Source organism: Sphingobacterium phlebotomi (assembly GCF_008180195.1).
Classification (GTDB): Bacteria; Bacteroidota; Bacteroidia; order Sphingobacteriales; family Sphingobacteriaceae; genus Sphingobacterium; species Sphingobacterium phlebotomi.
Map to the genome: position 1 here is coordinate 852012 of NZ_VTAV01000001.1, position 13085 is coordinate 865096.

Consider the following 13085-nt stretch of genomic DNA (forward strand, 5'->3'; position numbering starts at 1 on the left):
AAATTGTATTTTAGCATTTGCTTAAATAAACGAATTAACTATATTTGCACTATGGGTAATAATTCTTGTATACGTCAACAAGCAGACATTGAACAAATAAACCGCTGTAAAGACCGGGTTTTAGAGCTTAACGATTCGTTTGATTATTTATCGAATGGGCTTGAATTGGCAGGAAATACCGTAAGACTTAAAATTCTCTTCCTACTTTACGAAGAAAAACGACTTTGTGTTTGCGATATAAGCGACGTTCTTGGAATGACAATCTCGGCAGTTTCACAACATTTACGAAAACTTAAAGACCGTAATCTAGTAGAAACAGACAGGGAGGCCCAAACTATTTTTTATTCATTGACCAAGGAATATGAAAAAATGCTGAAACCGTTTTTTAAAATACTTGACGAAAACAAAATTTTAGAAACATTATGAAAACTGACAAAAAACTAATCGGAGCAGGACTTTTAACAGCAATTGCAGCTTCATTGTGTTGTATTACTCCAGTCTTGGCTTTAGTAGCAGGAACAAGCGGACTTGCTTCTACTTTTTCTTGGCTCGAACCTTTCAGACCGTATTTTATCGGTTTGACAATTTTGGTTCTTGGTTTTGCTTGGTATCAAAAGTTGAAACCTAAAAAGCAAATTGACTGCAACTGTGAGACAGAAGAAAAACCAAAATTCATTCAGTCAAAAATGTTTTTAGGAATTGTAACAGCATTTGCAATCGTTATGCTTGCCTTTCCATACTATTCAAGCATTTTCTACCCAAAGAAAGAAAAGCAAATCATAGTAGTGGACAAATCCAATATTAAAAAAATAGAATTTACGATTAGCGGTATGACTTGTGAAAGTTGTGGCGAACACGTAAATCACGAAGTAAATAAATTGACAGGAATAATAAGTTCAAACGCATCTTACGAAAATGGAAATGCAATCGTAGAATTTGACAACTCAAAAACAAACATTTCTGAAATCGAAAAAGCAATAAACTCAACAGGATATTCTGTAGCTGACAAAAAAGAAAATTAAAATGGAAATCAAATTACAATCAACAATAACTTGTCCCAACTGCGGACACAAGAAAGAAGAAACAATGCCGACAGACGCTTGTCAATATTTTTACGAATGTGAAAAGTGCAAACATGTTCTTAAACCAAAGCAAGGCGACTGTTGTGTTTATTGTAGTTATGGAAATGTTCCTTGTCCACCTATTCAGCAAAACAAAAAATGTTGCTAACGGGTATAAAACAAAAGAAGGTCGATATAACTAAAGTATTTTTATTTTACTACCTATAAATATTACTATATAAAAGGGGTATAGAAGCTATACCTCTTATGACCCAGCCGAACCCTGCCACTCACCGCCATCCACTACCACTTTTCCAAAGCCAATCTTTATAGTCTTTAAATTCACGCCCGAACATTAAAATTAAAAATAATGCAAGGAGAAGACGATTTAAGAGGTTTAGCCAAAATAATGGCTTTTATGAGAGCAGTTAGTATTCTATTAGTACTGATGCATCTTTATTGGTTTTGTTATGGTTTCTTTATGGAACGTGGCTGGACACTAGAAGTAATCAATAAAATATTAGGGAATTTTGACCGAACAGCCGGTTTGTTTTCGCATACTTTATATACCAAAGTATTTGCAATCGTGTTATTGGCTTTAAGCTGTTTGGGAACCAAAGGCGTGAAGAACGAGAAGATAACCTGGTCAAAGATTTACGTGGCTTTGGGAATTGGTTTTTTGCTGTTCTTTCTGAATACACCACTGTTAAAGTTGTCGCCCATCATTGGCACATTCTTTTATATACTGACTATCGGACTAGGTTATATTGCTTTGCTGATGGCTGGGGTTTGGATAAGCAGGTTATTGAAAAACAACCTGATGGATGATGTTTTCAATATGGAGAACGAAAGTTTTATGCAGGAAACCAAATTGATGGAAAATGAATATTCCGTAAACCTGCCTACTAAATTTTGGTACAATAAAAAGGAACACAAGGGCTGGATCAATATCGTAAATCCTTTCAGAGCAACGATTGTTTTGGGGACTCCGGGTTCTGGTAAATCGTATGCCGTCGTTAACAATTATATCAAGCAACAAATTGAAAAAGGTTTTTCGATGTATATCTACGATTTCAAGTTTGACGACCTTTCTACTATTGCTTATAATCATTTATTGAAACATCAGGATAAGTACGAAATAAAACCAAAGTTCTACGTCATCAACTTTGACGATCCACGCAAGAGCCATCGTTGCAATCCGCTCAATCCAGATTTTATGACTGACATATCCGATGCTTATGAAGCCGCTTACACGATTATGTTGAACCTCAACAGAAGCTGGATACAAAAACAAGGAGATTTCTTTGTCGAATCTCCAATTATTCTTTTAGCGGCTATCATCTGGTTTTTAAAAATTTACGAGAATGGTAAGTATTGCACCTTTCCACACGCCATTGAATTGCTGAATAAAAAGTATTCGGATGTATTTACCATTTTAACTTCGTATCCTGATTTGGAAAACTATCTTTCACCATTTATGGATGCTTGGCAAGGCGGAGCACAAGACCAGTTGCAGGGACAAATTGCATCGGCTAAAATCCCTTTGTCACGAATGATATCACCGCAGTTGTATTGGGTAATGACAGGCGATGATTTTTCATTGGACATCAACAACCCCAAAGAACCTAAGATACTTTGTGTAGGTAATAACCCCGACAGACAAAATATTTACTCCGCAGCTTTAGGACTCTACAATTCGAGAATTGTCAAACTCATTAATAAGAAAGGGCAGTTAAAGAGTTCGGTTATCATAGACGAATTGCCGACGATATATTTCAGGGGCTTGGACAACCTGATAGCCACTGCCCGTAGTAATAAGGTTGCTGTGTGTTTGGGCTTTCAGGATTTTTCGCAATTAACCCGAGATTATGGCGATAAGGAAAGCAAAGTAATTCAAAACACCGTAGGTAATGTATTCAGTGGACAGGTTGTAGGAGAAACGGCAAAAAGCCTTTCGGAACGCTTCGGAAAAGTATTGCAGAAACGCCAGAGCATGACCATCAACCGTAACGATAAATCGACCTCTATATCCACACAATTAGACAGCCTTATTCCGGCTTCCAAAATTTCAACCTTAACGCAGGGTATGTTTGTCGGTTCTGTATCGGATAATTTTGACGAGCGTATCGAACAAAAGATATTTCACGCAGAAATCGTGGTCGATAATGAAAAGGTAGCCGCCGAAACAAAAGCCTATCAAAAGATACCGCAAATCCTATCCTTTGTAGATGAGCAAGGCGAGGATAAAATGAAGCAGGAAATTGAAAGCAATTACCGTCAGATAAAATCAGATATTCTGCATATCGTCGAAAGTGAAATGGAACGGATTAAGAATGACCCGAACTTACAGCATTTGATACAGCAAGAGTAATAAAGGTACAAGTGGAAATTTTTAGTATAGACTAAAAAATATTGGCGATACTTCTTCTTAAATTTAGTATGGAGTGTCGCCAATATTGTTTTGAACAGTATGTAAAACAAATATTCAGAATGAAAAAGGATATTATATAAAATAGTAATTATTCAAAACAATGCAATGCCATTGCATTACTTTTTTACTAACTTTGCAAAAGAATATGAAAGTCTTTTTTTCCATATTGGCAATTTATATGATGGCGGTATTTTTAATGCCTTGTACCGATATGTATGAAAAGGAGAGTTTTCAAAACCATAACCATTCAGAAGAATTAGCCCATAAAGCAAGCCACGACCATCAGGAAAAACCTGATATGTGCAGTCCGTTTTGTTTATGCGGTTGTTGTGGAATGGTGTCGGGCATAGTGCTTCAATGGAATGTATATAACTTAGTTAAGAAGACCTTTGACTTGTCTAAGGCCAAAGTTTACTATAAATCTATCTTTATATCCCTCTATCTGGGAGAAATTTGGCAACCGCCAAAGATTAATGCATAATTTTTAATGTTTTAATGATTACAGCTTAATGCTAACAGCGTTAGCTTGGTTTTTAGGGTATTTATATTCCCTAAAAACATAATCATTATGATTTTATCATTATTTATCCATCATTAATCATCACAAAAAGTGTTAAATAACATTATAAAATTCTCTATAAAGAATAAGTTCATTATAGGATTAATGACCTTATTACTCATCATTTGGGGGGTATGGAGTGCCACGAAAATCCCCATTGATGCCCAACCTGACATTACAAACAATCAGGTTCAGATTATTACCCTGTCACCAACATTAGCAGGACAGGAGGTGGAGCAACTGGTTACATTTCCTGTAGAGCAAAGTATCGTCAATCTTCCCAAAGTAGAAGAAATAAGAAGTGTTTCGAGGTTTGGACTATCTGTTGTAACCGTAGTGTTTCAAGACAATGTCGATATTTATTTTGCAAGACAGTTGGTAAGCCAACAGCTGAAAGAAGCACAAGACCAGATACCTGATGGAGTTGGAACGCCTGAACTTGCTCCTGTCAGTACAGGTCTTGGCGAAGTCTACCAATACATTCTCCATCCCAAACAAGGAAGCGAAGATAAATATTCTGCAATGGATTTACGGACAATGCAGGATTGGATTGTCGCCAGACAACTTTACGGTACTCCGGGAATTGCAGAAGTTAATAGTTTCGGCGGTCTGCTCAAACAATACGAGGTATCCGTTGACCCTAACCGCATCAAAGCGATGGACGTCAGTATCTCCGATATTTTTACTGCACTCGAAAACAACAACCAAAATACCGGAGGCGCTTATATTGATAAGAAACCCAATGCATACTTCATTCGGGGAATTGGTTTAGTCACTTCACTGGAAGATGTAGGTAATATTGTTGTTAAAAATACGGAAAGTGTTCCGGTATTCATCAAAGATGTAGCAAAAGTACAATTTGGTCACGCTACCCGATACGGAGCAATGACCTATAACGGCGAAGTAGATGCTGTGGGAGGTATTGTAATGATGCTCAAGGGAGAAAACACTGCTACGGTCGTAAAAAACATCAAAGAAAAAATACCGGTTATCCAACAATCTCTACCCGATGATGTGGTCATAGAACCTTATTTGGATAGAATGAACCTGGTAGATAGAGCGATAAGTACTGTCGAAAAAAACCTAATTGAAGGTGCATTAATCGTAATATTTGTATTGATTATCTTCTTAGGGAATTTCAGGGCAGGTTTAATCGTCGCATCAGCTATACCGTTATCAATGCTTTTTGCATTGGGAATGATGAGGTTATTTGGCGTAAGTGCCAACCTGATGAGTTTGGGAGCTATTGATTTCGGATTGATAGTGGACGGTTCGCTGATCGTTGTTGAAGCCACAATGCACCATTTGGGCTTACGGAAATCCACTCAAAAACTTACGCAGGCAGAAATGGACGAGGAGGTGTATGAATCTGCAAGAAAAATCCGTACGAGTGCAGCATTTGGAGAAATCATTATCCTCATTGTTTATATTCCTATCCTTACTTTGGTCGGCATAGAAGGAAAAATGTTTACGCCAATGGCGCAGACCGTAAGTTTCGCCATTTTGGGAGCTTTGATTTTGTCCTTTACCTATATCCCGATGATGAGTGCCTTGTGTCTGTCTAAAAAACCGATTACCAAAAGGAATTTTTCAGACAAAATGATGGACTATCTTCAAGGGGTTTATAAGCCTTTGTTAGAAAAAGCCATTCGGATAAAATATGTGATTATTGCGGTTGCCGTCGGACTTTTTACCATTAGTATATTCCTTTTTTCACGGATGGGCGGAGAGTTCCTGCCAACATTGGGCGAGGGCGATTTTGCTTTCCATTGTATTTTGCCGCAAGGAACATCCTTAAGCCAAAGTCTGGAAACCTCTATGCAGGCATCTAAGATAATCAAGGAGTTTGACGAAGTAAAAATGGTTGTAGGAAAAACGGGGGCTGCCGAAGTACCGACAGACCCGATGCCGCCCGAAGCGACCGACCTGATGATTATTCTTAAACCACAGGACGAATGGAAAACAAAGAAATCGTATGACGAACTTTCCAATGAAATGATGGAGAAACTCGAAGTTATTCCCGGTGTATTCTTTGAAGCCAACCAGCCGATACAGATGAGGTTTAATGAACTGATGACGGGTATCAGGCAAGATGTAGCTGTGAAAATATTCGGAGAGAACCTCGACAGTTTGTTGATTTATGCCAATAAAGCCAATGCCATTATTCAAACGGTAGAGGGTGCAACCGCTCCGCAGGTAGAACGGATAGCAGGTCTTCCACAGATTAATATCGAATACGACCGTACCCGAATAGCCAACTATGGCTTGAATGTACAGGAGATAAACGATATTGTCAGTACTGCGTTTGCAGGTAAATCAGCAGGCGTGGTTTATGAAAATGAGCGTAGATTTGATTTGGTGGTACGGCTTGATGAAGAACACCGCAGTTCTATTGAGGATGTGAGCAATCTGTTTATTCCACTTCCAAACGGAGAGCAGGTTCCACTTTCGCAGGTTGCCAACATTGACTATAAATTAGGTCCTGCACAAATCAGCCGTGAAGGAGGAAAACGAAGGATATATGTCGGATTTAATGTACAAGGGCGGGATGTAGCAAGTGTTGTAGAAGAAATTCAGGATAAGTTGGCTGAACAGGTTAAGCTACCGACAGGATATTATTTTACCTATGGCGGTCAGTTTGAGAACCTCCAAAAAGCTACTGACAGATTACTGATTGCAGTACCTATCGCCCTGCTTTTGATTTTTATCTTATTGTACTTCACGTTTCATTCGTTCAAGGAAGCCGTTTTGGTCTATACAGCTATCCCGATGAGTGCCATTGGAGGTGTGTTTGCCCTATTGTTGAGGGATATGCCATTCAGCATATCAGCAGGTGTAGGGTTTATCGCTTTGTTTGGTGTTGCTGTTCTGAACGGGATTGTACTGATTTCCACATTCAACAGATTGGAAAAAGAGGGTTGGAACGAGATTATCCCGAGAATTATCGAGGGGGCTAAAACAAGACTAAGACCCGTATTAATGACAGCGTCGGTAGCAAGTTTAGGTTTCTTACCGATGGCATTGAGTACAAGTGCGGGTGCAGAAGTACAAAAACCGTTGGCAACGGTCGTTATCGGCGGATTGATGTCAGCAACGGCATTGACGTTATTCGTACTGCCTTTACTATACCTCGTATTTATGAGAAATCATAAGCCTACAAAAAATAATAAAATGAAAGCCATAACACCTATATTGTTACTGTTTACGTTCTTAGGCTTTTCTCAAACCAGTAATGCACAAAATCCTGTAAACGTAGATAGAGCTATCGAAATAGCTATGGAAAATAACCCTCAGCTCCGTTCCAAAAAATTGGAGATTCAATCTACCCAAAGTTTGAGTAAGACAGCATATGAGCTACCGAAAACCGATTTAAATTTCCAATATGGGAATACAGATGGATTTGAGTACAATGACGGTTTCCAAATTTCGCAGACTATACCCTTTCCAACACTTTTTGGGGTAAAGAAAAACCTTGTCAAAGAGCAAGTCAAAGGGCAGGAATGGTCAAAGGCTCTGACAGAAAATGAGCTAAGAAAGCAGGTAAGAACATATTATTATCAGTTAGCGTATCTGGAACATAATGCTTCGGTATTGAAGTATTTGGATAGTATTTATGCAGACTTTATCCGTGTGGCGGAGCTGCGTTATAAAACAGGAGATATAGGGCGGATAGAAGTCAGTACGGCTGTTACCAAAAAGGGGGAAATCAATATATTGCTCCAGCAAAATGAGGTCTTCAGGCAAAATGCCTATCAGAATCTTAAAAACCTGATGCAGACAAAGGAAGATTTTGCCATTGAACCCAAATCAGACTATGAACCATTACTTTTGACTTCTTTCATAGACAGTTCAGCTATTGAAAACCACCCAAGCATCCAGCTATTGTATCAGGAGGCTAAAATCGCTGAACAGAACAAGAAGTTGGAACGGGCAAACAGCCTGCCTGATTTTACGTTCGGTTATAATAATATATCGCTGATAGGAATGCACAGTAGAAACGGCGTGGAACAATTTTACGGCAGAGGACAGCGGTTCAGTTTTGTTGATGTAGGCATAACCATTCCACTCTTTACTACGACCAGAGCGAAAATCCGTTCCCTTGATTATCAAAAACAATCATTGGAACTGAATGCCCAATGGCAACAACAGCAGCTAAAAACGGAGTTGGCAAATGCCCTGAAACAATATGAACAGAATGTTTCACAGTTTACCTATTTCAAGGAGCAGGCACTTCCGAATGCTGATGAAATCATCAATGCGGCAAAGTTAGGGTACAGTACCGGAGATATTTCGTATGTGGAATACCTCTTTGCATTGCAGACAACAACCGATATTCAGCTTAATTATTTAAAGAGCATACAGCAAATCAATGAGGCTGTAACGCTTATCCATTCATTAATCAGCAAATAATACAATATATGAAACGTATCATAAATAATATAGTTTTCAGCGTTTTTGTCCTCGTAGCAATCTTTGCTTTGAACGCTTGTACAAATAAACATACGGAGGGCGACGGACATAATCACGGTACAGAAGCAGCAACAACGGACGAACACGAAGAAGAAAATGTTGCCGTGCTGACCGATGAGCAGATGAAAGCCGTAGGTGTTGAAATCGGTTCAATTGAACAGAAGCAATTATCCAAAACATTGAAAGCCAACGGAGCATTAAGAGTTCCCAACAGCAACAAGGCGAATGCAACCTCGTTGTTTGGTGGTGTTATCAAATCCCTCAATGTGGAGATAGGCGATTTCGTAAAAAAAGGTCAGGTCATCGCCACTATTTCCAATCCGGAATTCATACAATTACAGGAAGAATACCTAAGCATCAATAGCAGGATAGAATTTGCAGAGCAGGAAGTTGCAAGACAAAGAGAGCTGAACGAGGGAAATGCAGGTGCAAAGAAAAACCTGCAAAGTGCCACATCTGAATTGAACACGTTGAGAACACGAAAAGCATCGTTACAACAACAAATCCAAATGATGGGCATTAATCCGGCTTCCCTGTCAAATTCCAGCCTTAAATCCTCGTTGGTCGTTACAAGTCCGATAGGCGGTACGGTAAGTAACGTTTTTGCCAAAATCGGAAGCTATGTAGATGTGTCTTCGCCTATTGCCGAAATAATAGAGAACACAGCATTGCACTTGGACTTACAGGTTTATGAAAAAGATATTCCCCTAATCAAAATAGGTCAGAAAATAGATTTTGTCGTAACCAACAACCCCAATAAGACCCATTCTGCCGAAGTTTATAGTATAGGTTCATCTTTTAGCGGAGAGAGCAAAACCATTGCCGTTCACAGCAGAATTACCGGAGATAAAACAGGATTGATTGACGGAATGAGCATAACCGGAAATGTAAGTTTAGATGATGTATTAAGTACGGCTGTACCCAACGAAGCGGTTGTCAATGCAGACGGGAAATATTACATCTTTTTGGTCAAGGAGCAGGAAGAAGAACCGCACGACCATAAAGAAGATGAGGCTCACGACCACGGTTCGGAAAATGGAACTCAATTTACAAGAATGGAGGTCGTTAAAGGTGCTTCTCAATTGGGTTACACGGCGATAACGCCTGTAAATGAAATTCCACACGGTACACATATCGTGATAAAAGGTGCGTTTTTTGTGAATGCAAAAATGAATGATACCGGAGAACACGGTCACGCTCACTAAAATGGTATATAATGAAAAAAAGCATTGAACAAAAGCTGTTGTCAAAGAACACCAATCCGACCAGTATGCGGATATTGGTATATGATTTCTTGGAGCAACAGCAGACAGCGATGTCCTTATCTGAAATCGAAAGTCATTTCTATAAAGCAGACAGGGTTACGATTTACAGGACTTTGAAAACTTTCGAGGAAAAAGGCATTGTACACAGTATTCAGGAGAACACTACCGTTAAGTATATTTTGTGTCACGATGGGTGTGATGAAGAAACACACAAAGATTGGCACTTACATTTCTATTGTAAAATCTGTAAACAGACAACCTGTAAGGAGGATTTTATAATACCGCAGAATGGAAACCAAAATTACCGTATTGACGAAATAAAACTATTTGGTAAAGGTATTTGCGAGAACTGTTTAAAGGAGAGTTTGCAATAGCATTGCAGGCTCTTCCTGTGTATCTTTGTCATAAATATAAATGTGTTATGGATAACTATCTTAAAGAAACAAAAATCCTTGACTACTCAAACGTTTCTATACAAGAGCTATTGGAACAAAGAGGGTGGAAAGATTTGGGCAATGTTTCAAGAGTTAAAGCCATTTACAATTTTGTCAGGGATGAAATAAAATTTGGCTACAATGTTTCGGACGATATACCTGCATCAGAAATATTGCAGGATGGCTATGGACAGTGCAATACCAAAGCGACTTTGCTAATGACGTTATTAAGAGCAACGGGAATACCTAACCGCATTCACGGTTTTACCATTGACAAAGCCTTGCAAAAAGGAGCTATTACGGGTATTTGGTACAAACTTTCGCCTCAAAACATCTTACATAGCTGGGTAGAAGTATGGGTAAATGAACAGTGGTATTTTTTAGAAGGTGTGATTTTGGATAAACCCTATCTCACCAAATTGCAGGAGCAGAACAGCGATTGCAAAACCACATTTTGTGGTTTCGGGGTTTATACCGATAATTTTGAGAACCCACCGATTGAATGGAACCTCAACAATACGTTTATTCAGGATAAGGGCATCAATCAGGACTTTGGCGTTTTTGATACACCCGATGAATTTTATTCTAAGCATCAGCAAAAGCTAAATGCGTTAAAGCGATTTGTTTTTCAGTATATCGTGAGGTATATAATGAATAATAACGTAGAAATAATAAGAAATAAAAGTGTAAAGAACCTAAAAAATTAAAGGCTATGACAAATACAGACAAAAATCATAAGCATACGTATGATGCACAAGGCAAAATGACTTGTTGCACGCTGGAAGAAAAAATTTACACCGAAGCAGGTGCAAAAGAGCTGGTAAATGAAAAGCATCAACACGACCACGGCGATGATGAAGGACACGACCACAGTCATAGTGAGAGTAGTCCAATTAAAATGTTTTTGCCGAGTATAATATCATTGGTATTGTTGCTTGCTGCCATAGCATTTGATCATTGGCTTCCACAGCAATGGTTTACGGGTTGGGTAAGGATTATTTGGTATGTGGTTGCGTATGCTCCCGTTGGGTTTCCTGTATTGACAGATGCCGTGAAAAGCATCAGAAAAGGGGAAATCTTTTCAGAGTTCTTTTTAATGGGCATTGCCACCATCGGGGCATTTGCCATTGGCGAATATCCCGAGGGCGTTGCCGTGATGTTGTTTTATGCTGTTGGAGAAGTTTTTCAGACAATGGCGGTTTCCAGAGCCAAAGCAAATATCAAATCATTGCTCGACCAAAGACCTGATGAGGTAACGGTTTTAAGAAACGACCAACCCCTAACTGTAAAGGCGGAAACCGTGAATATCGGCGAAATAATACAATTGAAACCGGGAGAAAAATTAGGTTTGGACGGAGAATTATTGTCTGAAACGGCATCGTTCAACACCTCAGCACTCACAGGCGAAAGCAAACCCGACACCAAAGCCAAAGGCGAAACGGTTTTGGCAGGTATGATAAACCTTAATACCGTTGCACAAGTGCAGGTCACAACCGCATATATGGATAGTAAGTTGAGTAAAATTTTGGAATTGGTACAAAATGCTACTTCACAAAAAGCACCAACGGAATTATTTATCCGCAAGTTTGCGAAAATATATACCCCTATAGTGGTACTGTTAGCGGTCGCTATCTGTGTGCTGCCTTACTTTTTCGTAGCTGATTATGAGTTTAGGGATTGGTTGTACAGGGCTTTGGTATTCTTAGTTATTTCTTGTCCTTGTGCCTTAGTAATCAGTATTCCATTGGGTTATTTCGGTGGCATTGGAGCAGCGAGCAAAAACGGAATACTGTTCAAAGGAAGTAACTTTTTAGATAGCCTTTCCAATATCCAAAATGTGGTAATGGATAAAACGGGTACAATGACAGAGGGCGTTTTCAAGGTTCAGGAAGTGGTATTTGACAAAGCGTTCAATCAAGACGAAATCCTGCAATTGGTCAATGTATTGGAAAGCCACAGTACGCACCCCGTAGCGACAGCTATTCACGAATACGTGGGGGAACTGGATAGTACGATCCACTTAGAAAATACAGAGGAAATCGCAGGACACGGGTTGAAATCAACCGTAAATGGTAAAGACTTGTTGGTTGGAAATTTCAAGCTGATGAACAAGTTTGGAATACAATACGACTTAGATCCGAACAGCATCGTTTATACGACCATTGCCGTTGCTTACGATAACAAATTTGTCGGTTACATTACGATTGCCGACAGTATCAAAGAAGATGCAGAGAAAACCATCCGTTTATTGCATAAACTCAATGTGAAAGCAACTATGCTTAGCGGAGATAAAAGTACAGTGGTAAAGTATGTAGCGGAGCAGTTGGGGATAGATAATGCTTTTGGGGATTTATTGCCCGAAGATAAAGTAAACAGGGTTAAAGAAATTAAAGCCAAAGGCGAAAGCGTTGCTTTCGTCGGCGACGGCGTGAACGATGCTCCCGTTGTGGCGTTGAGCGACGTAGGTATCGCAATGGGCGGTTTGGGAAGCGATGCCACTATTGAAACGGCAGATGTGGTCATACAAGACGATAAGCCGAGCAAAATCCCAATGGCAATCAATATTGGAAAAAAGACAAAGAAAATCGTTTGGCAAAATATCACATTGGCATTTGTGGTAAAAGGAATTGTATTGGTGCTTGGTGCAGGTGGATTGGCTACAATGTGGGAAGCCGTTTTTGCTGATGTGGGCGTGGCGTTATTGGCTATTCTTAATGCGGTACGAATACAGCGGATGAAATTTTAAAGGACGTCAATTTATAAGTATTGAAAAGAAAACAGAAAATACGCAAAAAGAAATATATAAAGGTATTCAACCGAAGCGACTTAATGTCTTTGGACATCAGTGACGACAACCTTGTTGAT

General features: G+C 39.2%; 10 protein-coding genes. All 10 read left to right on the top strand.

Translation table 11 applies throughout. From position 1 onward, the window contains the following. Positions 1-51 precede the first annotated feature (51 nt). The 10 genes from FXV77_RS03265 (at position 52) to FXV77_RS03310 (ending at position 12966) form a co-directional block, all read left to right on the top strand. On the top strand, positions 52-426 hold the full coding sequence (locus FXV77_RS03265; protein ID WP_091100906.1) for an ArsR/SmtB family transcription factor: 375 nt from the start codon (positions 52-54) through the stop codon (positions 424-426). Beyond that, a complete protein-coding gene (gene merTP, locus FXV77_RS03270) occupies positions 423-1022 on the top strand; it encodes a mercuric transport protein MerTP (protein WP_148917756.1) in 600 nt (199 codons plus the stop codon). The genes FXV77_RS03265 and merTP overlap by 4 nt, the downstream gene beginning before the upstream one ends. 1 nt (position 1023) lies before the next feature. Further along, positions 1024-1230, top strand: coding sequence for a GDCCVxC domain-containing (seleno)protein (locus tag FXV77_RS22605; protein WP_148917757.1), 207 nt, complete (start codon positions 1024-1026; stop codon positions 1228-1230). A 201-nt stretch (positions 1231-1431) separates the two neighbouring features. Continuing rightward, on the top strand, positions 1432-3432 hold the full coding sequence (mobC, locus tag FXV77_RS03280) for a conjugal transfer protein MobC (RefSeq protein WP_091097058.1): 2001 nt from the start codon (positions 1432-1434) through the stop codon (positions 3430-3432). A 205-nt stretch (positions 3433-3637) separates the two neighbouring features. After that, positions 3638-3973: a DUF6660 family protein gene (locus tag FXV77_RS03285; RefSeq protein WP_209023052.1), complete on the top strand. Its 336-nt coding sequence runs from the start codon at positions 3638-3640 to the stop codon at positions 3971-3973. Positions 3974-4156: 183 nt separating this feature from the next. Next, entirely contained in the window at positions 4157-8461 is a 4305-nt protein-coding gene (locus FXV77_RS03290) for a CusA/CzcA family heavy metal efflux RND transporter (RefSeq protein ID WP_237235625.1), read from the top strand. 8 nt (positions 8462-8469) lie between these two features. After that, positions 8470-9726 carry an efflux RND transporter periplasmic adaptor subunit gene (locus FXV77_RS03295; RefSeq protein WP_148917758.1) on the top strand — a complete coding sequence of 419 codons (1257 nt, stop codon included), beginning with the start codon at positions 8470-8472 and terminating at the stop codon, positions 9724-9726. Positions 9727-9737: 11 nt separating this feature from the next. Then, on the top strand, positions 9738-10160 hold the full coding sequence (locus FXV77_RS03300; RefSeq protein WP_094258248.1) for a Fur family transcriptional regulator: 423 nt from the start codon (positions 9738-9740) through the stop codon (positions 10158-10160). A 47-nt stretch (positions 10161-10207) separates the two neighbouring features. Next, a complete protein-coding gene (locus FXV77_RS03305; RefSeq protein WP_148917759.1) occupies positions 10208-10927 on the top strand; it encodes a transglutaminase-like domain-containing protein in 720 nt (239 codons plus the stop codon). A 5-nt stretch (positions 10928-10932) separates the two neighbouring features. Continuing rightward, the gene (locus tag FXV77_RS03310; protein ID WP_148917760.1) at positions 10933-12966 is read left to right on the top strand and encodes a heavy metal translocating P-type ATPase; all 2034 of its coding nucleotides are present in this window, start codon (positions 10933-10935) and stop codon (positions 12964-12966) included. The last annotated feature ends 119 nt before the right edge of the window (positions 12967-13085 follow it).